The following is a 25,304-nucleotide window of genomic DNA, read 5'->3' on the forward strand; positions in this document are numbered from 1 at the left end:
ATGCCAGAAATTACAGTCCGTGCTAAAAGTAAAACATATCCTGTATATATAAATGAGTTCGCCTTGACAGATGTTAAGGAACAATGGACAAAAAGTTTAGCTAAATATTCCCACGTGTTTGTTTTAACAGATGAACACGTGGCAAATCTTCATAAAGCGAAACTTGATGCAGTACTTGCTGATTTACCTGTAGTCACTTATTATGTGGCACCAAACGGAGAAGAAGCAAAGACATTTCGCGTGTATGAAGATGTGATGACAAAAATGATTGATACTGGGCTTGATCGAAAAGCCGTTTTAATCGCTTTTGGCGGAGGGGTTATTGGTGATTTAGGTGGTTTTGTCGCTGCAACTTATATGAGAGGAATTCCGTTTTATCAAGTACCAACAACGGTTCTTGCTCATGATAGTGCGGTCGGCGGCAAGGTTGCAATTAATCATCCCCTTGGCAAAAACATGATTGGCAACTTTTACCAGCCGGAAGCGGTTATTTATGATACGCAGTTTTTTGCGACTTTACCAGAAAGAGAAATGCGTTCTGGTTTTGCAGAAATGATTAAACATGCGCTTATTAGTGATCATACATTGCTAACAGCCTTAATGGACACGTTTACGGAACCAAAAGACTTTTATACGAAGGATTTGACGCCGTTTTTACAGCGTGGAATTGAGATTAAAGCGAATATTGTTGCTCAAGATGAAACGGAGCAAGGTGTGCGCGCTTATTTGAATTTTGGTCATACATTTGGGCATGCGTTAGAAGCTTACGGTAACTTTGGCAAATGGCTACACGGCGAGGCAATTACTTATGGTATGATTTACGCGCTTACGATGAGTGAGACGGTTTACGGACTGGATTTCGATTTAGCAACATTTACTACATGGTTAGAACGTTTAGGTTACAATACGACTTTTGATGCGACGGTTCCTTTTAGTAACATACTGGAAAATATGCGTCATGACAAAAAAACAACTTTTAATGAAATTAGTATGGTTTTACTAGAAGACATTGGTAAACCGGTTATTTTTAAAGCAGAAGATGAATTGATTTTTGACACTTACAAAAGCGTGATGCGAAATGGAGGGGATTTATTTTGAGAGCAATTCGCGGGGCAACGACAATAGAAAGTAATACGCCAGAAGAAATTTATACAGCAACGAAAGAATTATTTGAGGAAATCCTGACGCAAAATGGGATAACGGATAGTGAAAGTCTTACATCGGTTATTATTACGGTGACTGAAGACATTTTTGCTGCATTTCCTGCGAAGGCAGTGCGCGAAACTCACGGCTTTGAATATGTTCCTGTGATGGGAATGCAAGAAATTCCAGTGCCGAATTCGCTCCCAATGTGTATTCGTTTCATGGTATTCACAGATTTACATAAGCCCCTTACAGCAATTAATCATGTCTACTTACACGGGGCAAAAGTATTGCGCCCAGATTTAGTGAAAGAGGAGGATGCGTAATGAAATGGAAAAAATCACTTGCAGGACTATCTTCTTATAAACCTGGGAAACGCGAAGAAGAAGTAATGGCAGAGCTTGGTTTAACAAAAATTACTAAACTCTCATCGAATGAAAACCCACTTGGAACTTCAAAAAAAGTAGCAGCTATTCAAGCTAATTCAAGCGTGGAAACAGAAATTTATCCGGATGGTTGGGCTTCTAGTTTACGTAAAGAAGTAGCCAATTTTTATCAATTGGAAGAAGAAGAGTTGATTTTTACAGCTGGTGTCGATGAATTAATCGAACTGTTAACTCGGGTTCTACTTGATACGACAACTAATACTGTTATGGCGACTCCGACGTTTGTACAATATCGTCAAAATGCTTTAATCGAAGGGGCGGAAGTAAGAGAAATTCCTCTTCTTCAAGACGGCGAACATGATTTAGAAGGTATGTTAAACGCTATTGATGAGAAAACGACGATTGTTTGGATTTGTAATCCGAATAACCCAACAGGAAATTACATTGAATTAGCGGATATTCAAGCTTTTCTTGATAGAGTACCGAGCGATGTCCTTGTGGTTCTCGATGAAGCCTATATTGAGTATGTTACTCCTCAGCCTGAAAAACACGAAAAACTAGTACGTACTTATAAAAATTTAATTATTACTCGGACTTTTAGTAAGATTTATGGTTTGGCAAGTGCGCGAGTTGGTTATGGTATTGCGGATAAAGAAATCATCCGTCAACTGAACATTGTTCGTCCACCTTTTAATACAACGAGTATCGGGCAAAAATTAGCAATTGAAGCTATTAAGGACCAAGCTTTTATTGAAGAATGCAGAACTTCCAATGCAAATGGAATTAAACAATACGAAGCATTCGCTAAACGTTTTGAAAAAGTTAAGTTGTATCCGGCGAATGGGAACTTTGTTTTAATAGATTTAGGGATTGAAGCTGGGACTATTTTTAGCTATTTGGAAAAAAATGGCTATATTACACGTTCTGGCGCAGCGCTTGGTTTTCCAACAGCTGTTCGAATTACAATCGGAAAAGAAGAAGATAACAGTGCGGTAATTGCACTTTTAGAAAAATTATTGTAAGTGTTTGGAGGCGTTTTTGAATGAAAGGGACGGTAGTTATTGTGGGGCTTGGGTTAATTGGCGGTTCTATTGCCCTTGCGATTAAAGCCAAACACCCAGAAGCACATATCATCGGAATTGACGTTTCCTATCATTCCTTAGAAGTTGGAAAGTCTCTAGGAGTCATTGATGAAATTGGCGAAAGTATTTTAATAGATGGACCAAAAGCAGATTTACTTATTTTCTGTTGTCCAGTAAAAGAAACAGAACAGTTATTGACACGCTTGCCTGGGCTGCGTTTAAAGAAAAATGTGATTGTTACTGATACAGGAAGTACAAAAGGAACAATTATGGAAGCATCCACGGCGCTTAGAGAAAGTGGTATTACTTTTATCGGCGGTCATCCAATGGCTGGTTCGCATAAAAGTGGCGTACGGGCGGCAAAAGAGCTATTGTTTGAAAATGCCTATTATTTATTGACACCAACAAAAGACGTAGCAGATGCTAAGGTAGCTGATTTAAAACAATGGCTTTCTGGTACAAATGCTAAGTTTTTAGTATTATCACCAACTGAACATGATGAAATTACAGGTATGTTAAGCCACTTGCCACATATCGTAGCGGCAGCTTTAGTCAATCAGACGCAAAGTTTTACTGAGGAACATCCTGCTGCATTCCGGTTAGCTGCGGGAGGCTTTCGTGATATAACACGGGTCGCTTCCTCGGATCCAAGAATGTGGACGGACATTTCTATTAGTAATCAAAAAACATTAACGAAGCAACTGACCATTTGGCGAGATAGTATGAATCAAGCGCTTAGAATGCTTGAGAGTGAAGATGCAAATTCGATTTATGCCTTTTTCGATGGTGCAAAAGAATTTCGAGATTCTCTGCCTGTCCATCAAGGTGGAGCAATTCCGTCTTTTTACGATTTGTTTGTTGATGTACCTGACTATCCAGGTGTTATCTCTGAGGTAACTAGATATTTAGGCGAAGAAGAAATTAGTTTAACGAACATCAAGATTTTGGAAACACGCGAAGATATTTTCGGGGTGTTACAAATTACTTTCCAAACAGATGAAGACAGGGACCGGGCGAAACGTTGCATTGAAACTAGAAGTAACTATACATGCCACTACGAATAGGAGAGAAATGACGATGAAATTAATTACAAATAAACAAGGACTGGTTGGCGAAATCACAGTCCCTGGCGATAAATCAATGTCTCATCGCAGCATTATGTTTGGGGCAATTGCAGAAGGAAAAACGGTCATTCGTCATTTCTTACGTGCAGATGATTGCCTTGGAACGATTAAGGCGTTTAAAGCATTAGGCGTAAAAATTGAAGAAACCGATGAAGAAATTATTGTTCATGGTACTGGCTTTGATGGGTTAAAACAAGCAGAGGGACCACTTGATATTGGTAACTCTGGGACAACTATTCGCTTAATGATGGGGATTTTAGCAGGACGAGATTTTGATACTGTTATTTTAGGCGATGAATCAATTGCCAAACGTCCGATGAATCGCGTTATGCTTCCACTTCAAGAAATGGGCGCAAAAATGCATGGTAAAGATGGTTCTGAGTTTGCGCCGATTTCTATTATCGGTAACCAATCATTAAAACGAATGGAATACCACATGCCAGTTGCGAGTGCACAAGTAAAAAGTGCGATTATTTTTGCAGCGTTACAAGCAGAAGGTGAAACGATTATCCATGAAAAAGAAAAAACGCGTGACCATACGGAACACATGATTCGTCAATTTGGCGGTGAAATTGAAATGGACGGTTTAACGATTCGTGTCAAAGGCGGCCAAAAATTCATTGGACAAGAAATGACTGTTCCAGGTGATGTTTCCTCCGCTGCTTTCTTTATTGTAGCAGGCTTAATCACGCCAGGCAGTGAAATTGAACTGACACATGTTGGCTTAAATCCGACAAGAACAGGAATTTTTGATGTTGTAGAACAAATGGGTGGTAGTTTGGTTGTAAAAGATTCTAGCAGAAGTACCGGTAAATTAGCGGGTACAGTTGTTGTAAAATCTAGCGAGTTAAAAGGAACAGAAATTGGTGGCGATATTATTCCTCGTCTAATTGACGAAATTCCTGTTATCGCTCTTTTGGCAACACAAGCAGAAGGAACAACGATTATTAAAGATGCTGCAGAATTAAAAGTAAAAGAAACGAACCGAATTGATGCGGTTGCTAATGAACTTAACAAAATGGGCGCAGACATTACACCAACTGAAGACGGCTTAATTATTCGTGGTAAAACACCACTTCATGCGGCAAACGTGACAAGTTACGGAGATCACCGGATCGGTATGATGCTTCAAATCGCGGCACTTCTTGTAGAAGATGGTGACGTTGAGTTAGACCGAGCAGAAGCAGTATCCGTTTCTTACCCAACATTTTTTGAAGATATTCGCTCCCTTTTAAAATAATAATGACTACCAGTGCTGTGTGCTAAATACATCGGCGCTGGTATTTTATTTAAGAGAGGCAATCACTTTTTCTTATGAGGGAAGTAATGGTATAATAGAAAAACGACTTATAATTAAAGAAGGTGCAGAAATGGAATTGGCTAATAAAATGTTACATGCGTTAGAGCATGAAGATATGGCGCTTGCGAAGAAATACTTTGATGAAGTAGTGCAAGCGGGGACTGATGAGGAACAATATTATTTAGCAGAAGAGTTGTTCGCACTTGGATTTTTAGATGAAACAGAAGATTTATACGAACTTCTGTTAGCAAAATATAAAGATGAGGGCGAATTACTTGTCCGTGCCGCCGAAGTAGCACTTGAAAAAGACGATATGGATACTGCGCAAGATTATTTAGAAAAAGTAAACAAAGAAGATGAAGCCTACATTGAAAGTTTACTCGTGTTAGCTGATTTGTATCAAATGCAAGGCTTGTTTGAAGTTAGTGAACAAAAATTACTTGAAGCCAAACAGATGGCGCCAAATGAGCCGATTATTGATTTTGCTTTAGGGGAATATTATTTATCACAAGCACGATTTGCTTCTGCTGTACAGTCTTATCAAACCGCTGTAGAAGCAGGGTTAACGATTATCTCAAATGGCGCCGTGTCTGTATATGAACGTATTGCTGAAGCTTTTGCAGCTAGCGGAGCATTTGAAGAAGCGTTACCCTACTATGAGCGCGCTCTAGAAGACAAAGAATCGGTGGATACACTTTTTGGAATGGGATTAACGGCTTATCAAGCAAAAGATTACACGAAAGCAATTCACGCCTTGGAACATTTGCGCGAACATGATCCATCGTACACAACGTTATATTCCTATTTAGCAAAAAGCTACGAAGAAAATGGTGAACCAGAAAAAGCCATTGCAGTACTCAGAGATGGTTTAACGCAAGATGAATTCAACAAAGAAATGTTCTTAGAAGCAGGGAAACTCGCGGTTACGCTTCGTTTGCCGGAAGAAGCAGAAGAGTTTTATCGTCAAGCGATTGTGCTTGATGAAGAGTTCTCAGAAGCGATTATGCAACTGAACAAATTATTACTTGCGAAAGAAAACTACGAAGGTGTCATTGAATTAGTAGAAGGGCTCGGGGAAGAAGTTATTTCTGAACCACAAATTTTCTGGGACGTAAGTGTTGCATATCAGGAAACAGAACAATATAATAAAGCAAAAGCAAATTATGAACTCGCTTATCCACACTTTACAAATAATCCTACGTTCTTAAAGGAATATGGTTTATTTTTAAGAGAAGAAGGCGAACACGCGAAATCACAAGAAGTTTTGCGTAGCTATTTAGAACTTGAACCAGAAGATACTGAGATTTTATCTTTATTTGATTGATCAAAAGAATGAAGGAAGGGACTGAGGAAAGATGAAGGCATCCATTTCAATAGACGAGAAGAAAGATTTTATTCGCTGGTTTTTAAACAAACACCAGATGAAAACTAGAGAAGCAATGTGGGTTTTAAATTATATTGCTGGCCATGATCAAATTGTAAAATATGTTCATTTTGTTGATAATTTGGAAGGATGTGCGCGTGGGCTTTCGCTTAGTGCTCACGGGGTTGAATCCGAACCATTCCTATTTTTCAAAGGTAACATAATGACAACAGATCCAGAAAAAGCTTTTCATGATATTCGGCTAAACTGGGACGAGGAGTTGTATGTCGAACTTCATTTTGAAGAGGCAATGACCTCACCTGAATATGCCCTTGTTCGTGAAGACAATCCTTTTGCGGCAGTGAAGCTTGCTGAAGAGGAAAAAGAAATGGCGGATGCGCTTATTTATCAATCTGTGCACCAATTTTCAAGAGAAAAATTATTACAACAAATCGATGAAGCGCTTGATACTCGTGATGAAGCGACATTCCATAAGCTCGTTCGTATTTTACAGCAAATGGATACAGAAAAAGAATAAGAAATAAATCCTAGTTAGTAATAAAATGGAGTGAAATAGTGCTTCATTTTATTGCTATGCTAGGATTTTTTAAGGAGTTGGAATCATTTGTTTTATAGTTTACTTGCAAATCGCTCTTTTTTACGATTGCTGTTTTTCGGTAATTTACTAGGGGCGATTTACGGATACATATGGTATTTACCACAATTACAAATTACAGAGCCGCGTTTTTGGCTATTTGTCCCAGATAGTCCAACCGCGATTCTATTCTTCACTCTAACTTTAGTAGCCTTTCTTGCCAAAAAGCACTGGCCGCTAATGGAGGCACTGGCTTTTGTCTGTTTAGTAAAATATGGTTTATGGGCAATTGGCATGAATATTTTTTATATGTTTGAGCAAAAGACGATTGTTTGGGCTGGTGTCGTTCTAATTTTAACGCATGGTTTTATGGCGCTAGAAGGGATTTTATATGCACCATTTTATCGTTTCCGTATAGGGCATTTTATGATAGCGGCTGTTTGGGTGTTTCATAATGATGTGATTGATTATTTATTTGGACAAATGCCGATTTATATGGGATTAGAAAAATACTTACCTGAAATCGGTTATGCAACTTTTTGGCTAACGGTTATGGTTTTATGGCTTGTATATGATAAAACGATAAAAAAAGGTCACCGTTCATTAGAATTTCCTCATCATGAGTGAAAGATGTTGAGTCTTAGTACGGGTTCATCTATACTAAGAGATAAGGATATTTACCGAAAAATTGTAGTAGGAGGAAGATGATTAGATGTCGTTTAGTCAGTATATTATTTATTTTATTATCGTTGCAGCAATCCCTCTTTGGGCGCAGTATCGAGTTAAAACTACCTATGCCCAGTACTCCAAAGTTGGTGTGGCAAATGGTTTAACTGGTGCCGAGGTTGCACGTCATATTTTGGATACAAATGGATTAACCAACGTTCCTGTTCATGAAACAAAAGGGATGTTAAGTGACCACTATGATCCTAGAAAAAAAGCCGTGTTTCTTTCTGAAGCTAATTTCCGCGGTCGTTCTATCGCTGGGGCAGCAGTTGCAGCCCATGAAGTAGGACACGCGATTCAAGATGAGCAAGACTATGCGTTTATGCGTTTTCGTTCCGCACTCGTTCCTGTAACGATGTTTAGTTCGAATATTTCTTGGGTGTTCCTCATTATCGGGATGCTCGCAAATGTAGCTAGTTTTATGTTATTAGGGATTATTTTGATGGCAGTAGGGGTGCTTTTCCAATTAATTACCCTGCCTGTTGAGTTTGACGCTAGTAAACGTGCGCTTGTTCAATTAGAAAGTGGCGGACTAGTATCATCATCGGAACTTCCACAAGCGAAAAAAGTCCTTAGTGCTGCGGCGATGACATACGTTGCTGCAATGGCTGTTGCGGTACTTGAACTTCTAAGATTACTCCTCATTTTTACCAATATGAATCGAAATTAGAATAAACGACGAACCTGAGAATTTTCTCGGGTTTTTGTTTGGTGAAAAAAGCTTGGCAGTGAGATGAATGCTTGCTATACTTATACTCGGATAAAGTAAAGGAGCGGGACAATGGATTATGATGTAATTGTCATTGGTGGCGGACCATCAGGACTTATGGCAGCAATCAGTGCAGCGGAGAAAAACAAACGAGTTTTATTAATTGAAAAAGGACCGAAACTGGGACGTAAATTAATTATGTCTGGTGGCGGACGTTGTAATGTAACGAACAGACGACCAGCAGAAGAAATCATTAAACATATTCCGGGTAACGGTCGCTTTTTATATAGTGCGTTTCATGCGTTTGATAATGAAGATATTATTCGTTTTTTTGAACGACTTGGTGTAGCATTAAAAGAAGAAGATCACGGCAGAATGTTTCCGGTATCAAACAGCGCGCGTTCTGTTGCTGAGGCGATGATTCAGCGGATGGAAAAGCTTGGCGTGAAAATCTACATGCAAACCGCTGTGAAGCAAGTGGATTACGAGGATGGCCATGTAAAAGGTGTGACGCTAAAAGACGGGCAAGAGATTTCAGCGAGCGCAGTAATTGTCGCAGTGGGTGGTAAATCTGTTCCTCGGACGGGCTCAACAGGAGATGGCTATGCTTGGGCGAAAAAAGCAGGACACACGATTACAGAGCTATATCCGACAGAAGTGCCGATTACGTCCAGTGAGCCTTTTATTAAGCAAAAAGTGTTACAAGGGACGTCGCTTCGGGATGTATCTTTGTCTGTTTTAAATGCAAAAGGCAAGCCGATTATTACGCATCAAATGGATATGATTTTTACCCATTTTGGCGTATCTGGACCAGCAGCACTTAGATGTAGTATGTTTGTCCTGCGTGAACTAAAGAAAACGGGCGCGGGTGCGGTGAAAATGCGTCTTGATTTGTTCCCGAATGTATCAGCTGTGGAACTTTCGAAAGAGGTTTATAAGCTGCTAGAAGAAAATCCGAAAAAAGCATTGAAAAATTCATTAAGTTCGCTTTTACAAGAAAAACTATTATTGTTTTTACTGGAAAAAGTAGAACTGGATGAGACGGCTGAATACAAACAAGTAAGCCCGAAAAAAATTGAGCAATTTATTCAGTTATTAAAAGATTTTACTTTTGAAGTGAATGGCACGCTTGATTTTGAGAAGGCATTTGTAACAGGCGGCGGAGTTTCTGTGAAGGAAATCAAACCAAAAGAGATGCAGTCTAAATTGATGGAAGGGTTGTTTTTCTGCGGGGAAATACTTGATATTAATGGATACACGGGTGGTTATAATATTACGTGTGCATTAGTGACTGGACACACGGCTGGAGCTTATGCTGCGGAAGTGTCAAACATATAAAAAAGTACCAAGTCTTATTTTCTAAGGCTTGGTACTTTTTATTATTAACCGATTAATTTTTCGTGGAACATTCTTTGGCAAAGTTCCATTTTTTGTTCTTCGTTTAGATCTTTTGTATTTAAGCAGTAGCCGCTGATACGTAAGATTACTGGGATACCAGCTTTGATTTTTTCGATTACTTCATCGTGGTTAAGAACGTTCAAGTTGATGTGTTGACCACCTTTTGTAAAGTAACCATCAAGAATACCAACGAGGTTATGGTGTTGTTCTTCGGTTGTTTTACCGAACATTTTTGGAGCTCCTTGGATAGTTAAGGAAATTCCGTCATTTGCATAGTGGAATGGTAATTTAGAAAGACTGGCAAGGTTATCTAAGAAACCACCTTTTGCTTTGTTAGAAGGGTTAGCTCCTGGGCTGAAGAATTCTGGTTCTTTGATGATTTTACCATTTTCATCGAATACAGGTCCTTTATGCACTGGGGAGTTACCACATTGTTTAGAATAAGCAACGTTTGAAGTGATTGTTAAAACAGAAACAGTTGCTTCACTATCTTTGTAAAGTTTATGGGAGTCTAATTTGTCTTTGAACATTTTTAGAACCATTACGGCAATGTCATCGGCACGGTCATCATTTTCACCGTAACGAGGGAAGTCGCCTTCTACTTCATAGTCATATACAAAGCCATCTTCATCGCGGATGGTTTTTACTTTGGCATATTTAATCGCACTTAAGCTATCTACTACATTCGCGAATCCACAAATACCGAATCCCATGTTGGCAGTTACTTTTGATGGTAGGAAGGCCATTTGCATGCTTTCGTAGTTGTATTTGTCTGTCATAAAGTGAATGATGTTCATTGCATCTACATAAGTGTCTGTTAACCAGTCCATTGATTTATCGAATTTATCTAGCACTTCGTCGTATTCAAGGTATTCAGTTGTAATTGGTTCTACAACGTCGAATACTTGGTTTTTATGAAGATCATCTTTACCGCCGTTGATAGCGCCTAGAAGACATTTTAGTACGTTGACACGAGCTCCGAAATATTGCAGGTTATGAGTTTCACCTTTGTCTTTGTCTGCTTCTGGGTTAAGTGGGCTCACACAACAGCTGATACATTGCATATCGCCGTAGCCTTCTTCTTGCATTAATTTATCATTTTCATATTGAATGGAGGAATGTTTTACACTCATTTTCATACAATATTCCTTAAAGCTTTCTGGTAAACGAGCATCCCATAGGACAGTTAAGTTTGGTTCTGCTGAGTTTCCTAGGTTATCTAAGCAGTGTAAGAAACGATAATCTGTTTTTGTAACGCGGTGACGACCATCTGCGCCCATACCAGCCATAGAAGTTGTTACGAATGTTGGGTTGGAAGCGTAAAGCTCGTTGTAACCATCTGTTCTTGCAAAACGGACCATTCTTAATTTTAAAGTTAATTGTTCGATTAATTCTTGCGCATCAAATTCTGTGATAATTCCTTTTTCTAAATCACGTTGAATGTAAATATCAAGGAAAATCGGAATACGGCCAAATGAGCTTGCAGCACCGTTTGCTTGTTTGATTGAAGCAAGGTAGCCCATGTAAGTCCATTGTACAGCTTCGGTTGCGTTTTCAGCGGGACGGCCGAGTTCTAAACCGTATTCGTTACCTAAAACGATTAAGTCTTTAAGTGCTTTGATTTGTAACCAGATTTCTTCACGTAGACGAATATTTTCATCAGAAGAAATCGCAATTTTTTTCAAATCTTGTTGTTTTTCAGCGATTAAACGATCCACTCCGTAAAGTGCTGGTTTTTGGTATAAGCCGATGATTCTTCCGCGAGAGTATGCATCGGGAAGACCACTAACGATATGCGAGTGACGCGCACGTTTAATATCATCTGTATATGCTCTAAAAATACCATCATTTGCAGTGGAACGGTTTTTTACATAAAAGTCATGTAATTCTTGGTCGATAGAATAGCCATTGTCTGTTAAACATTGTTCTGCAGTTCTAAGACCACCATTTGGCATAAATGCTAATTTGAAAGGTTTGTCTGTTTGTAAACCAACGATTACTTCATTTTCTTTGTCCACGTAACCAGCTTTGTGAGAGGCAACGTTTGATACGATTGCGTTATCCATATCAAGAACGCCACCTTTTGCGTCCATTTCTTCTACAAGTTTATTTATTTTTTCATTAAGTTTAGTTGTTCTTGGTGTGCTCTTTTCTAAAAAGCTTTCATCGCCATCATAAGGAGTGTAGTTGTCTTGAACAAATTGTCCTACACTAATGTTTTCTTGCCATGCGGTTCCTTTAAAACCATCCCATGCTTTTGTCATTATTATTTCCTCCTTCAATTGTGTTTCTTTTCACTTACAACCAGAAACTTGTTCTTAGAATCTTTCTTCATTGAACAGCATACTCCTTTGTGAAAACGAAAACAATATAAAAATGGAAAGAAAATAAATTTCTTTTATATAACTAAAAAAGGCTTTGAATGGCTGTGTTAATACAGTTTTTTTATAGAAAAAAAGCCTAGCGTTAAGGCTAGACTTCTTTATTTGCAGTCACTTCTTCTAAAAAAGTATCGACTATGCTATCTCTTTTTAAGACAAAATTAGGGTTGGCACGGCTTGGATGAACGCGATTAGATAACACGATGAGGCTTGCTTGATTTTGTAAATCGAGCACCATAAAAGTGCCAGTAAATCCTGTATGATATAAAACAGAGTCACCGCGGAGATCCCAGCCAAGCCCGCGTGTCCGGTTTAGCTCAGGCGTATGATTAATTTGCATTATTTGTAGTGTTTTTTCAGTAAGAATAGGGGCGCCGTTTTGTAAAATTAGCGCATCTCGAAATTTTGAAAGATCAGCGAGTGTGCTAAAAAGTCCCGCGTGTCCAGTGCCTGATTTGGCGGTCCAGGCTTTGAAATCGTGCACTTCACCTTGAATTAAACCACGCGTTTGGTCTAGTTCAGTTGGAATGACTTGGCTTTTATCAGTTGGATGAAAACTAGTGTGTGACATTTTCAGCGGTTCTAAGATGTTTTTTTGAATTGATTGCTCATAATTTCCATCAAATTTACTAATCAAATAACCGAGCAAGAGAAAATTAGCATCAGCATAGGTGACCTGAGTTCCAGGTGAATTCACTTGAGGCGTTGCAAAAACATAGCTTCTAACATCTTCTCTAGCATCCATTTTGTAGTTAGGGATATTTTGTGCAAGGCCAGAGCTATGGGTGAGTAAATGTAAAATAGTAACATTTTCGTACTTAAAATCAGAAAGATAGGATTGTACTGGATCTTCTAACTGGAGATGTTTTTGTTCAATAAGTTGTAATACACGTATTGTCGTAGCAATTACTTTGGTCAAAGAAGCAATATCATAAATGTTATCTGTCGTTCTAGGGAGGATTTGTGCTTCAGGGAAAACGGACTTTAAACCCATTATTCTATTTTCTTCGAGGTTATTTGTTTTGATTTGATAGCTAATTCCTGGAGTGGACCCGTTTTGGACAAGTTGATCTAGTAATTGCTTCGTTTTATAAAACATACTTAAACTCCTTTATAAGTTGGTTGCCACATCTCACGTTCGACAGCTTTTGTGACACTTGCTAACTCGACTTGGTGGATATTTTCTTTGATTGCTTGGTTCGCTACCGCAATAGCAACCGCGCGGGAAGTTTCTCTAAGTGTACGAACATGTGGTAAGAGGGCAGCTCCAAGTTCGTTTGTAGAAATTTGATCACTAACGGCACTTGATGCAGCGGCTAACATTCCGTCTGTAATAAATTTAGAACGTGTAACAAGTGCGCCAAGTCCAAGCCCAGGATATAGAAGGGCGTTATTAGCTTGACCAATTTCATAGGTAATATTTTGATAAGTCACGGGTTTGGACGGACTTCCAGTTACAATTAGCGCTTTTCCATCTGTCCATTTAATCAAATCTGCGGCAGTTGCTTCAGCTAATTTGGTTGGATTAGACAGCGGCAAAATTGCTGGTCGTTCTGTATGCTCCGCCATTTTTTTAACGATGCTCTCTTTAAAGGCTCCAGTAACGCCAGAACAGCCAATTAGCATCGTTGGATGAATTGCTTCAACTAAGTGTTCTAATGTATCAGTAGGCACGCTAGCCCAGTCAGAAGCTTGATGCGCATATTTCTTTTGACCATCCGTTAAGCCGGTCATATTATCAAGCACTAAACCACTACGGTCCATTAAGTAAAAATGTTTTTTGGCACTTTCAAAAGGAAGGCCAGTTTCGCGCATCAATTGACCACTGAGTTGATCAGCAATACCGATGCCAGCAGTTCCAGCACCGAAAATAATAATCTTTTGTTTGTTTAAAGGAATATTTGAAACGTTAATTGTTGCAAGAGCAGCGGCAACAACCATCGCGCCAGTTCCTTGTATATCATCATTAAACGTACAAATTTTATCACGATAATTGTGGAGGATACGACTTGCATTTGCCCGGCCAAAATCTTCCCAGTGAAGGATAGCGCTTGGGAAAACATCACTCATGACTTCCACAAATTGTGCGATAAAAGTATCGTAATCGCTTTCTGACAGGCGCGGACGTTTATTCCCTAAGTAACGCGAGTCTTCAAGTAGTGTTTTGTTATTTGTTCCTGCATCAATTACAACTGGGAGAACACGGTCAGGGGAAAGGCCAGCCGCAACCGTATAAACCGCTAATTTTCCGACTGCTATTTTGACGCCGTTCACGCCCCAATCACCAATGCCGAGCACGCCTTCACCATCTGTAATCACGATCATATCAATATTTGGATTGTTTTGCGCATAAATTTCAACAGATGCTCTTAGTTTTTCGGGTGTAAAAGCATCAATAAATAAAGCTTCATCAGGCGCGGTATAGTCTGTATGATAATTTATTACCGCATCCCCAATCGTTGGCGTATAAATAATTGGCAAATATTCGCTCACGTTTTTGGTAACAACGTAATAATAAAGTGTGCGATTTTCGTTGTATAAGTTTGTTAAAAGTTGGTGTTTATGTAGAGGGGATTCTAAGTTTTCTAGTTGGTTTTCGATGCGCAAAGCTTGTTGTTCGATTGTTTCGATAATTGGCGGCAGTAATCCGTCTAATTTATAGTTTAATCTTTCCTCACTTGTAAAAGCTGTTCCTTTATTTAATAGTGGGTTATTCATATAGTCAAAACCTGATTTTAAAGTCATTTCAAGCACTCCTTTTCATTCTATTCTATTTTACATGGGGGGAAGGAGAATAACAACTGATTCAAAAAAAGAAAACCTGAAACCAATCAGATTTTCTTTTTTTACATATTAATGAAAATAGTAACCTTGTGCATAGGGGATGCCAATTTCTTGAAGGAACTTTAGCTGTTCTTTTGTTTCTACTCCTTCAACAATCAAGGATTTATGATGCTTTTTGACGTAATGATGAAGTTGCTCAAAGAAGTTTCTCTTGCCGTCACTTTCAAATAAATCTCGAAGTAATAAGCGATCAGTTTTTACAAAGTCAGAATGGTGCGCAAATACGCGATGCAAGTCGGCGTAACCTGAGCCAAAATCATCAATAGCAAATTTAGTCTCATGTTTTTTCTGGAATAAGCGTAGTTGTTTTTCTAAGTCGTTCATTCGTTCTTGCGGTAACTTGGATGTTTCCAAAAATTCAAAAACTATTTTCCCGTTATCAAGAAGGGTATCGTGTAGTTCTTCTTGATTTTCTAAAAATGTATCATAGGAAATATTGACAAATAATGGCGTGTTTTCACCTTTTTCAAAGCGTTTGACTGCATTATGAAGCGTGAGCAGTTCAAAAGCTTTTTGCTGACCTTCCTGTTCCGCTTCTTCAATAAAATCACTAATGGCGTTCCAGTGATTTGTTTTTAAGCGGGTGAGTGACTCATATCCGAAAACTTGTGTATTTGAAACAGCAACAATCGGTTCGTATATTGTATCAAAGAGGTTTTGATCAATAATCTCACTTACGGAGGGCTTTTTCATTTGTCCAACTTCTTTCCGTTATTTCTTAAGAGTTATTTCTTTATTTATATAATCGAAAAAATGGGTCGTTTCAGGATTTGACGTGTCCATTTTCTCTAACAACTCTTTGGTGATTTTACCATTTTTAGCTTGATTTGTCTTGTTAAAATACTGTGTCAAAAAGGCATAAACGGCAGTAGATTCGTTTTCAGAGTTCGGCTCTTTTGTTTCTCTATCATATCTGGCATAAATTTTTCCTTTTGAAGCCAGTTCTGTTTGTAAAAATTGGTCGAAATTTGGCTCAACTGTACCATTTTCGTCATAATAGGCGATAGCTATGAGCATTTGATCAATCATATTGACTTCGTTTGCGTCAGCATTTTGAAATTGTCCATTTTGAAACACTTCTGTAAAAAAAGGAGTGGCGCTGACGTTCTTGATAGGAGCATAGGCTTTTGCGCTATAGTTAATGTGGCGCATTGCTTGGATATTTAGATAACTTAAATGAAGTGTATCTGCTTTTTTCTTATGAACAAAATCATAGAAATCCACTGGAACCCCTTGAACGGCGCTATATTTTTTCGTGTTGGAGATAAGTGTATCGGCAAGGGTTTGATACGCTTGATGGTCCCATTTTTTACTCGCTTGATAAAGTGCTTCTGTAATCCGAAAATCATCTACAATAGCGTTGGTAGTTGTGCTATCAGTCGCTTCCCATTTAATAAAATTGTCTGTTGTTATAAAATGTTTTTGTAAAGTAGCCACTTGTTCTTGGAAAGTCTTGCTATCATTCACTTCTACTAAATACTCCATATAAAGCCCGATGCTCTCGGCTAAATAATGCGGTTCTTGGGCATTTTTGTAATCAATAATTAAACCGTTTTTGGTCATATAATTTTCTTTTACGTAAGTTTGAACTGAGCTTGAAGTGGGTTTTGTCTCTTTAGGTGCGCTTAGAGTATCTTTTTGTTCTGGGCGAAGGAAAAAGTATATACCTGTGCCAATTAAGAGCAGTAAAAAAGTGATAATAATTGTTCGCTTCATTCGCTTTCCTCCTGATGAATGGCAATTTGGTTACGCCCATTTTGCTTTGCTTGATAAAGTGCTTGGTCAGCAGCCTCAAAAAGTGATTCGGTCGTTCTATAGTTGTACCCCATAGAAGCAACCCCGATGGAGACCGTTACATTACCACTAACTGGATTATACGGAAACTTAGCTCGTTCAATTTCATCCCGTAAAAAATCAGCAATTAAGGCAGCTTGTTCTGTTCCAACATTTTGCAGTAAAACAGCGAATTCTTCTCCGCCAATTCGAGCAAACATCGTTCTTGGTGGAAAGGTTCGATTTTTGAGAATGCTACTAAACTGCGCTAAAACAGTATTTCCTGCTTGATGTCCATGAAAATCATTAATTTCTTTAAAATGATCAATATCAATAATAAATAAGGATAACGCTTTTTTTCTTTTTTGAGATTTATTAAAAATCCAAGCAAACTGTTGCGTGAAAAATCGCATGTTAGGTAAGTTGGTTAGACTATCGGTCATCGCGGTTTCGGTCAAGTTTTGGATAACTAAATTACTTTTATCAATATAATTGCACGCATAAAATACCAGCAAAGCAGTGACGAAAAATAGCAGGAAGTATTCAACAATTTCAACGCCCCGCAAAATTCGTCCTTCATCAAAATTATTCACAAAATAATAGAGGATTGCTGGGAAGTTTAAAATAATTAATGCAATAAATTTTGAAAAGCGTTGTTTTTTCCAAAAAGTAATAAGTAAACAAGCCGCAAAAATAAGTGTCATTAAAATAACGTAGCGACTAGTAACGGGCGATGCTATATCAAAACTAATTCGTCCGAAAAGCATTACGACATAAGCAACAATAAGCGGAGTACGACCAGCAAATACACCTGTAACCATCAATATTAAAATCCGCATATTCGTATAAATAACAGGATTATGTTCATATGCACCTTCATAGATAAAATAAATCCCTGCTAAACCATAATAAACACCAAGAAGAATAGAGAGAAAAAATCGTCTATTACCATTTTGGAACCAATTAGGACGATATTGTCTTATTTTTCGAAAAGACATACCTTGAATAAAAAGGATAGCAAGAAAGAGCGCTAAACTGTCTATGTATGAATTAACTAGCTCGAACAAATGGACTCATCTCCTTTTTATTAAATAACTGGATCTGTTGTTTCACGAATATGTACTTGATTTCGTCCATTTCGTTTTGCATTGTAAAGTGCTTGATCTGCTGCATGCATTAGTTCGTTAGCGTTTGGATAATTTTTACCATCATAATTTGCGATACCAGCGGAAATGGTAATAACCGAGCCAGTTGTTGCTATCGGAACATCAATTTTCTCGACTTTACGCCGGATTTTTTCTGCTAAGTGTTCTGTTTCGCTGACATTAATATTCGGCAAAATAATAGCGAATTCTTCCCCGCCAATGCGAGATATAACCGTATTTGGTGGAAAACTAATTTTTAAAAGCATTTGGCTAAAAGTAGATAAAACACCATTTCCAACTAAATGGCCATATGTATCATTTACCCGTTTAAAATAATCAATATCAATAATAATTAAACTTAAGTTCGATTTTTTTAAAGTAGCATAGTGAAAAGCAGCTTCGAACGTTTTTTCAAAGTGACGAAAGTTTGTTAGACCGGTAAGTGGATCAAGAATAGTCGATTGCTGCAATTCATAAATCAGCTTATTTGATGTATCAATATAATAAGCCGCTGAAATAATAATAAAGGTAATAAAAAAAGAAACCAAGAAATAGAGTGTCCAAACTGGCACATCATGTATTGTATATGTAAGATGTATTTTTTGATGTAAATAAATAAGCATTAGTGGAATAGCGCTAAGTTTGACGAGTACTACTTTTTGAACAGAGCTAAGACGTAATTTAGCTACTTCCATACAAACAAAGTGAAAACCAATAATTAAAAACACATAAATTAAATTGGCAAAGAGAGCATCACCAAGAAAGAGTTTTCCTGCCACAATGAGTACTAACGCGATAGTAGCTGGACCCGCTGATGAAAACAAGTGTAAAACAATTAAAATATCTAATAACATATCGGTATAAATCCCAGAATCCGTCCCAGGTAATCCACGGACAATAAAATAAACACCTAATAAGCCGTAGTAAATGCCCAGTGCATAATTAATAATTTCATTTGCAAATTTAATTTGGAACCAAGCAGGCTTTTTTTCTCTAATTGACCGCAGTGCCATTCCGTGAAAAAAAAGCGCTGATAAAAAAAGCGCCATGCTGTTCCATAATGAATCAAGAATATTTGGCATAAAAAAATCTCCCATATCTCAGCATAATGAATCAGCTGAAAAGTTAATATAGGCAGAATAAAAAAACAAATGAATTTTTAGCTGAGACGCAGTACAAAGAACCAACCAATCGGCGAAAGCGATCTCTAAGAGGATATGTGGTAATGACGACGAGATAAGCCAAAATCTGCCTTTTTGTAATTAAAGCTGGATTTCAGTACAATGGATAGAATGAAGTAGAGGATTTTTAGTAGACTGTAAACTTAACTATTTTCACATATTATTACAAAGAGTTATAAAAAAGTCAACTTGTGTCACAATTGATATAGAGGGGTGTAACAATGCAAAAAATAGTGATAATCGGTGGCGGAATTGTTGGAGCCAGCGCAGCATATTTATTATCAAAAGAAAATGTCCAAGTAACGCTAATTGATTCTAATGAACCTGGGCAAGCAACGAGAGCAGCTGCCGGAATTATTTGTCCATGGCTTTCCAAAAGACGGAATAAATATTGGTATGAACTAGCAAAGAACAGTGCAGCGTTTTATAAAGAAATTGCAGAAAGTCTTAGTGAAGAAACTGGAAGAGATTCTGGTTATAAACAAGTTGGCGTGCTCGCACTTCGGCAAACAGAGGAAAAAGCAACGGAACTTTTTAATCTGGCAATGGAAAGACGAGCAGGAGCACCAGTAATGGGTGATATTGAAAAATTGTCAGAAGCCGAAACAAAGCAAAAATTCCCTTTAGTGAAACCGGGATTTAGTTCTGTTTATGTAAGCGGGGCGGCGCGGGTTAATGGCGGTTTGTTTTGTGAAACTTTACGCTATGCAGCCAAAGAAAATGGTGTGGAAATCAAAACTGGTTTGGCTCATTTTTCACCAAAAGGGGAGGTTTTGGTTGATGGGGAAAAAGAAAGTTACGATAAACTAATTATTTCAGCAGGTGCCTGGTTACCTAATTTATTACAGGAGGCGGGCTTTCATACGGATGTTTTAGCACAGAAAGGTCAATTGCTTGAACTCGATTTTAGTGAGTACAAAACAGCAGAATGGCCAGTGATTTTACCTCCAAGTGCAAAATCGATTGTTCCGTTTGATAATGGAAAAATAATTGTCGGGGCAACACATGAAAAAACTGCTGGCTTCAATATAGAGCCAACAGCGGAAGGTAAGGCAGAAATATTAGCAGAAGTCAGTAAGTTTATGGAGGGTGAGTTGGAACGTAAAATAGCTAATGTGGCGGTTGGAACACGGCCTTATACGCCGGATTTTGCGCCACTAATTGGACAGCTACCTGGTTTTGACTCGATCTTTTTAGCGAATGGGCTGGGTGCTTCTGGCTTAACAACTGGACCATATGTCGGTAAACTGCTGGCAGATTTGGCACTATTAAACACTACCGATTTAGCTTTAGAAAATTATGATCCAAGAAAATACATTAGTAAATAGGATTTTTGTTTTCGTCGAGTGTGAAACCTTCGCCCATCACATCATGAACAACGCTCACTGAAACAAAAGCATGAGGATCAATCGCTTGGACAATATTCTTTAATTGCACAATTTCATTTTTAGCAACGACAATATAAAGCACATCTTGTTCATTTTTAGAAAAGCCACCACGACCTTCAAGTACTGTTACACCACGATTCATCGAGAGCATTACATGGGAAGCGATGGCATCATTATCTTTAGAAATAATCAAGGCGCCGCGTGCAGCATAAGCACCTTCTTGAACAAAATCAATGACGCGTGAACCGATGAAAACAGCGACAAGTGTATACATTACTTGGCGAACATCCAAATAAGATAAAGAAGCAGCAAGCACTATCGCATCAATTGCAAAGAGCGTACGCCCCATACTAATTCCTTTTGTATGATTCAGTAATTTGGCGATAATATCACTACCGCCAGTTGTACCACCATATCGAAACACAAGCCCAAGCCCAATTCCACTAAAACCTCCAGCAAAAAGGGCTACTAAAAGTAAATCACTATGTAAATCTAACGTATAAGGAATACGCTGAAAAATCCATAAAAATAAGGAAAGGCTAACAGTACCAATTCCAGTATAAATGAGGGAACGACTACCTAATACACGCCAACCTATAATAAACAAAGGAATGTTCAAGACTAAGTTGGAGTAGGCAGGATCGATTTGGAAGAAGTGGAGCAGGAATAATGTAACCCCTGCAAGGCCACCCTCACCGAGATTATTTGCGATATTAAAATTAACTAATCCAAATGCATAGATTGCCGTACCAAGCATAATAAAGCAAATATTTTTCGTGCGCAGTGTTTTTAACATAGCTTTTTTCCTCCTTGGAACCTATTTAATAAGTAAGTAAAAAATCATGGACTTGTATGTATTTGTTTAGGTATAATGAAATGAAGTTAACAATTAGACTTAAAACCAATTTTAGTTTAACACAAAAAGGGGGAAAACCTATGGCGAAAACCATGGCAGAAATACAAAAAGAAGTGGATGATTTCATTGGTGGATTCGAGGAAGGTTACTTTTCCCCACTAGCAATGATGGCGCGAATTACTGAAGAAACCGGAGAATTAGCCAGAGAAATTAACCATTATTATGGCGAAAAACCGAAGAAAACAAGTGAACCTACTAAAACCGTAGCAGAGGAACTGGGTGATTGCCTTTTTGTTCTTACTTGCATGGCAAACTCACTTGATATTGATATGGAAAAAGCACACGATACGGTCATGGCGAAATTTAAAGAACGCGATAAAGACCGCTGGACAAAAAAGGAGGACAAATCAAAATGAAAGTAGCAGTATCTGGATTTAAAGGAAGAATGGGACACGAGGTTGTTAAAACAATTTTAAGAGAAGAAGACTTGGAATTAGTTGCTGTACTTGACCATGAACCAAAAGAAAAAAACATCCGCGAAATTGTAGAGTTTAGCTCGTTAGATGTACCAGTGTATGGTGATTTAAGCGAAATGTTAGAAGAAATAAAACCGGATTGCGTCGTTGATTTTACGACCCCTAAAGTAGGGTATAGTAACACGAAAACGATTTTAGAACACGGCGTATGTGCGGTCGTTGGTACAACAGGTTTTACACCAGAACAAATTAGTGAACTAAAATCAATTGCAGAATCGAAAAAAATCGGTGCGTTAATTGCGCCAAACTTTGCTGTAGGTGCAGTTTTAATGATGCAATTTGCTCAAAAAGCGGCTAAATACTTCCCGAACGTCGAAATTATTGAGTTACACCACGATAATAAACTAGACGCGCCGAGTGGAACAGCTGTCAAAACAGCAGAAATGATGGCAGAAACACGTGAATTCGTTAAACAAGGTGCAGCAGATGAAGTCGAACTTATTGAAGGAGCTAGAGGCGCAGAATATGAAGGAATGCGTATCCATAGCGTTCGTTTACCAGGCCTTGTTGCACATCAAGAAGTTATTTTTGGAGCGGAAGGACAAGGCTTAACGATTCGCCATGACTCATATGACCGAATTTCCTTTATGTCTGGTGTTGCTCTTTCTGTTCGTAAAACAAAAGAACTTGAAACACTTATTTATGGCTTAGAAAATATTTTAGACTAAGGATAGGTGAATGAGATGCATATCGCATTAATCGCGCACGATGAAAAGAAGGATTTGATGGTTGGATTTGCAACCGCATATAAACATTTGCTCGAACCGCATCAGTTGTACGCAACAGGCACGACAGGTTTGCGGATTATTGAAGCAACTGGCTTAACGGTGCATCGTTTTAAATCTGGTCCGCTTGGTGGCGATCAACAAATTGGTGCGCGCATTTCAGAAAATAAAATGGACTTAGTTATTTTCTTGCGTGACCCGCTGACCGCTCAGCCACATGAACCAGATGTAACCGCGCTGATACGATTATGCGATGTATACGAAATTCCTTTAGCGACTAATATTGGAACAGCAGAAATTTTAATTCGCGGTTTAGGAGCAGGCTTTCTAGATTGGCGAGATTTAAGAAGAAACGATGAATAAAGGAGCGATGACAGATGAATGACGTTTTTCTAAAAGCGCTTCCTGTTTTGCAAAAATTGACTACTGCGGGATTTGAAGCGTATTTTGTTGGCGGATCTGTCAGAGATTACTTACTAAATAGACCTATTTCCGATGTAGATATTGCAACTAGTGCTTTCCCAGAGGAAGTAAAGGAGATTTTCCAGTCCACTTATGACACTGGGATTGCGCACGGAACTGTAACAGTTAGAGAAAACAAAGAGTGCTATGAAGTGACCACTTTTCGAACAGAAGGCACTTATGAAGATTTTCGACGTCCTAGTGAAGTGACGTTTATTCGTTCGCTGGAAGAAGACTTACTGCGTCGTGACTTTACCATGAATGCGATTGCGATGGACGAAAATTTTAAATTACACGATCCATTTTCCGGACAATTAGCAATTCAAAATAAAGAAATTAAAGCAGTTGGCAAAGCGTCTGAACGTTTCCATGAAGACGCGCTTAGAATGATGCGAGCAGTGCGCTTTCTAAGCCAACTTGATTTTCAGTTAGATAAAGAAACCGAAACCGCTCTAGCAAATCAAATTGCCTTATTACAGCATACTTCTGTTGAAAGAATCACTGTCGAATGGATAAAAATGATGAAAGGTCAAGCCGTAAAACGCGCAATAGGGTTACTTTTAAAAGTAGAAATGGAAGCCTATTTGCCAGGTTTAAAAGGTGAAAAATCAGTCTTAATGGAATTTGCTAGTTGGAACTGGGAAAAACGGACGACCGAAACCGCGATTTGGCTTGGACTTGTAATTGCCGTTAAACCTAGTAATATTACCGCATTTTTAAAAGCGTGGAAATTACCGAACAAAACCATTCAACTAGTGAATAAAGCTTACGAAGATGCCCTTAATATGAAAGAAACTTGGCTCACAGAAGAACTATACCATGCTCAGGAAGCAGTTTTTTTGTTAGTAAATGAAATAAATTATATTCGTGGTCAAAGTGACAAGGAAGATGAACTGAAAAAAGCATACGAATTACTTCCAATTCACTCCAAAAAAGATTTAGCGATTACAGGTGCTGATTTACTCAAATGGACAGGGGAAAACGCTGGTCCTTGGGTAAAAGAGACGCTTGATAAAGTTGAATGCCAAGTATTACTGGGTAAAATTAACAATGAAAAAAATCAGATTAAAAGGTGGCTAGGCTATCATGAAGAATAATCGGGAAAAATTGCTTGCATTATTTACAGAAAGTGATGGCGCTTATTTATCCGGTCAAGAAATTGCGGATAGTCTAGGTTGCTCGCGTACAGCCGTTTGGAAACAAATGGAAGCACTACGTAAAGAAGGATTTGAAATCGAAGCAGTCAGAAATCGCGGGTATCGTTTATCAGCAACTGCTGAACAGTATACGAAAGATGCGCTACTACTCGGTTTAGAAACAAAATTTATCGGGCAACATTTAGAAATATATGAATCAGTGAACTCCACGCAAATCATAGCGCACCAACAAATGTATTCAAGCCCAGAAGGAACCGTTATTGTAGCTGATGAGCAAACCGCTGGAAAAGGGCGTTTGCTTCGTCCCTGGAATTCTAAAAAAGGGGAAGGTATTTGGATGAGCGTGATCTTAAAACCGCAAATTCCAATTCAAAAAGTACCCCAGTTTACTTTTATCGCCTCGCTTGCTATCACAGAAGCAATTGAAAATATCACGAAACTTGAACCGAAAATCAAATGGCCGAATGATATTTATATTGGTAAACGAAAAATCTGTGGTGTACTAACAGAAATGCAAGCCGAAGCAGAAACAATTCATGCGGTCATTATTGGCATGGGGATTAATGTGAATCAGCAAGAGTTCCCAGAAGAAATCAAAGAGAAAGCCAGTTCACTTAAACTTGAACTAGGCGAAAGTATATCAAGAAAAGCATTATTACAAGCAATACTAACTTCTTTAGAGAAGTATTATGAACTTTTCTTAGATAAAGGATTTGCACCGATAAAGTTATTATGGGAAACAAAAGCGATTCCTTTTGGTGAAAAATTAACAGCCAGCACGACAAAAGGAAAAATTCACGGACAAGTAAAAGGTATTTCTGATGAAGGCGTGCTCTTACTTCAAGATTCACTAGGCGAGGTTCATTCGATTTACTCAGCAGATATTTTGCTGGATAATGAAAAATAATAAAATTGCTATCAAAAGAATGATTTGACCCTAATAAAATAGCCTAAAACATATCTTTTAACTCGAAAATACAGTGTGAAAATCACTTTTTCGAGTTTTTCTTTTTTGAGAAAAATTTAGTAC

Annotated in this window: 24 protein-coding genes; 16 read left to right on the forward strand and 8 right to left on the reverse strand. The window is 38.2% G+C overall.

Annotated elements, in window-relative coordinates; genetic code table 11:
• The 10 genes from aroB to OC533_RS13330 all read left to right on the forward strand — a co-directional run bounded on the left by aroB (position 1) and on the right by OC533_RS13330 (position 9,766).
• Positions 1–1,098, forward strand: coding sequence for a 3-dehydroquinate synthase (gene aroB, locus OC533_RS13285; RefSeq protein WP_194323685.1), 1,098 nt, complete (start codon positions 1–3; stop codon positions 1,096–1,098).
• Positions 1,095–1,469: a chorismate mutase gene (gene aroH / locus OC533_RS13290; RefSeq protein ID WP_003763119.1), complete on the forward strand. Its 375-nt coding sequence runs from the start codon at positions 1,095–1,097 to the stop codon at positions 1,467–1,469. Before aroB ends, aroH begins: the two co-directional genes overlap by 4 nt.
• Positions 1,469–2,551 carry a histidinol-phosphate transaminase gene (gene hisC / locus OC533_RS13295; RefSeq protein WP_194323687.1) on the forward strand — a complete coding sequence of 361 codons (1,083 nt, stop codon included), beginning with the start codon at positions 1,469–1,471 and terminating at the stop codon, positions 2,549–2,551. Before aroH ends, hisC begins: the two co-directional genes overlap by 1 nt.
• Before the next feature lie 20 nt (positions 2,552–2,571).
• Positions 2,572–3,675: a prephenate dehydrogenase gene (locus OC533_RS13300; RefSeq protein ID WP_185510765.1), complete on the forward strand. Its 1,104-nt coding sequence runs from the start codon at positions 2,572–2,574 to the stop codon at positions 3,673–3,675.
• Positions 3,676–3,688: 13 nt separating this feature from the next.
• The gene (gene aroA, locus OC533_RS13305) at positions 3,689–4,975 is read left to right on the forward strand and encodes a 3-phosphoshikimate 1-carboxyvinyltransferase (protein ID WP_033532898.1); all 1,287 of its coding nucleotides are present in this window, start codon (positions 3,689–3,691) and stop codon (positions 4,973–4,975) included.
• 130 nt (positions 4,976–5,105) lie between these two features.
• Entirely contained in the window at positions 5,106–6,359 is a 1,254-nt protein-coding gene (locus tag OC533_RS13310; protein WP_194323689.1) for a tetratricopeptide repeat protein, read from the forward strand.
• 31 nt (positions 6,360–6,390) lie between these two features.
• Positions 6,391–6,936 (forward strand): ReoY family proteolytic degradation factor, encoded by a 546-nt coding sequence (locus OC533_RS13315; protein WP_003769437.1) that lies wholly within the window; start codon positions 6,391–6,393, stop codon positions 6,934–6,936.
• Between the two features lie 87 nt (positions 6,937–7,023).
• Positions 7,024–7,620 carry a DUF1405 domain-containing protein gene (locus OC533_RS13320; RefSeq protein WP_003763109.1) on the forward strand — a complete coding sequence of 199 codons (597 nt, stop codon included), beginning with the start codon at positions 7,024–7,026 and terminating at the stop codon, positions 7,618–7,620.
• An 85-nt stretch (positions 7,621–7,705) separates the two neighbouring features.
• Positions 7,706–8,389: a zinc metallopeptidase gene (locus OC533_RS13325; RefSeq protein WP_003767560.1), complete on the forward strand. Its 684-nt coding sequence runs from the start codon at positions 7,706–7,708 to the stop codon at positions 8,387–8,389.
• A gap of 111 nt (positions 8,390–8,500) precedes the next feature.
• Positions 8,501–9,766: an NAD(P)/FAD-dependent oxidoreductase gene (locus OC533_RS13330; protein ID WP_194323691.1), complete on the forward strand. Its 1,266-nt coding sequence runs from the start codon at positions 8,501–8,503 to the stop codon at positions 9,764–9,766.
• Positions 9,767–9,810: 44 nt separating this feature from the next.
• On the opposite strand, the gene pflB is transcribed toward OC533_RS13330, so the two are convergent.
• The 7 genes from pflB to OC533_RS13365 form a co-directional block, all read right to left on the reverse strand.
• Positions 9,811–12,090: a formate C-acetyltransferase gene (gene pflB, locus OC533_RS13335; RefSeq protein ID WP_003769430.1), complete on the reverse strand. Its 2,280-nt coding sequence runs from the start codon at positions 12,088–12,090 to the stop codon at positions 9,811–9,813.
• Between the two features lie 208 nt (positions 12,091–12,298).
• Positions 12,299–13,306 carry a serine hydrolase domain-containing protein gene (locus OC533_RS13340; protein WP_194323693.1) on the reverse strand — a complete coding sequence of 336 codons (1,008 nt, stop codon included), beginning with the start codon at positions 13,304–13,306 and terminating at the stop codon, positions 12,299–12,301.
• 2 nt (positions 13,307–13,308) lie between these two features.
• Entirely contained in the window at positions 13,309–14,952 is a 1,644-nt protein-coding gene (locus OC533_RS13345; protein ID WP_194323694.1) for an NAD-dependent malic enzyme, read from the reverse strand.
• A gap of 108 nt (positions 14,953–15,060) precedes the next feature.
• The gene (locus tag OC533_RS13350) at positions 15,061–15,744 is read right to left on the reverse strand and encodes an EAL domain-containing protein (protein ID WP_003763099.1); all 684 of its coding nucleotides are present in this window, start codon (positions 15,742–15,744) and stop codon (positions 15,061–15,063) included.
• Between the two features lie 18 nt (positions 15,745–15,762).
• On the reverse strand, positions 15,763–16,767 hold the full coding sequence (locus OC533_RS13355) for a glycosyl hydrolase family 8 (RefSeq protein WP_010991713.1): 1,005 nt from the start codon (positions 16,765–16,767) through the stop codon (positions 15,763–15,765).
• A complete protein-coding gene (locus OC533_RS13360) occupies positions 16,764–17,891 on the reverse strand; it encodes a GGDEF domain-containing protein (RefSeq protein WP_003769421.1) in 1,128 nt (375 codons plus the stop codon). Before OC533_RS13360 ends, OC533_RS13355 begins: the two co-directional genes overlap by 4 nt.
• A 20-nt stretch (positions 17,892–17,911) precedes the next feature.
• Positions 17,912–19,051 (reverse strand): GGDEF domain-containing protein, encoded by a 1,140-nt coding sequence (locus OC533_RS13365; RefSeq protein WP_010991712.1) that lies wholly within the window; start codon positions 19,049–19,051, stop codon positions 17,912–17,914.
• A gap of 320 nt (positions 19,052–19,371) precedes the next feature.
• On the opposite strand from OC533_RS13365, the gene OC533_RS13370 reads away from it, so the two are divergent.
• Positions 19,372–20,478, forward strand: a complete 1,107-nt coding sequence (locus tag OC533_RS13370) for an NAD(P)/FAD-dependent oxidoreductase (protein WP_194323696.1) — start codon at positions 19,372–19,374, stop codon at positions 20,476–20,478.
• On the opposite strand, the gene OC533_RS13375 is transcribed toward OC533_RS13370, so the two are convergent.
• Positions 20,468–21,334: a YitT family protein gene (locus OC533_RS13375; protein WP_003763093.1), complete on the reverse strand. Its 867-nt coding sequence runs from the start codon at positions 21,332–21,334 to the stop codon at positions 20,468–20,470. The genes OC533_RS13370 and OC533_RS13375 overlap by 11 nt on opposite strands.
• Before the next feature lie 140 nt (positions 21,335–21,474).
• Here OC533_RS13375 and OC533_RS13380 point away from each other — a divergent pair, with 140 nt between their 5' ends.
• From OC533_RS13380 to OC533_RS13400, 5 genes are read left to right on the forward strand one after another with little or no spacing between them, the layout of a single operon-like run.
• Entirely contained in the window at positions 21,475–21,810 is a 336-nt protein-coding gene (locus tag OC533_RS13380; RefSeq protein ID WP_010991710.1) for a nucleotide pyrophosphohydrolase, read from the forward strand.
• Positions 21,807–22,598, forward strand: a complete 792-nt coding sequence (dapB, locus tag OC533_RS13385; RefSeq protein WP_194323698.1) for a 4-hydroxy-tetrahydrodipicolinate reductase — start codon at positions 21,807–21,809, stop codon at positions 22,596–22,598. The genes OC533_RS13380 and dapB overlap by 4 nt, the downstream gene beginning before the upstream one ends.
• A 15-nt stretch (positions 22,599–22,613) precedes the next feature.
• The gene (gene mgsA / locus OC533_RS13390) at positions 22,614–23,018 is read left to right on the forward strand and encodes a methylglyoxal synthase (RefSeq protein ID WP_003723016.1); all 405 of its coding nucleotides are present in this window, start codon (positions 22,614–22,616) and stop codon (positions 23,016–23,018) included.
• A 14-nt stretch (positions 23,019–23,032) separates the two neighbouring features.
• On the forward strand, positions 23,033–24,214 hold the full coding sequence (locus OC533_RS13395) for a CCA tRNA nucleotidyltransferase (RefSeq protein ID WP_194323700.1): 1,182 nt from the start codon (positions 23,033–23,035) through the stop codon (positions 24,212–24,214).
• Positions 24,204–25,181, forward strand: coding sequence for a biotin--[acetyl-CoA-carboxylase] ligase (locus OC533_RS13400; protein ID WP_194323701.1), 978 nt, complete (start codon positions 24,204–24,206; stop codon positions 25,179–25,181). The genes OC533_RS13395 and OC533_RS13400 overlap by 11 nt, the downstream gene beginning before the upstream one ends.
• The last annotated feature ends 123 nt before the right edge of the window (positions 25,182–25,304 follow it).

The sequence above is a fragment of the Listeria sp. Marseille-Q6474 genome (genome assembly GCF_946902005.1).
GTDB lineage: Bacteria > Bacillota > Bacilli > Lactobacillales > Listeriaceae > Listeria > Listeria innocua.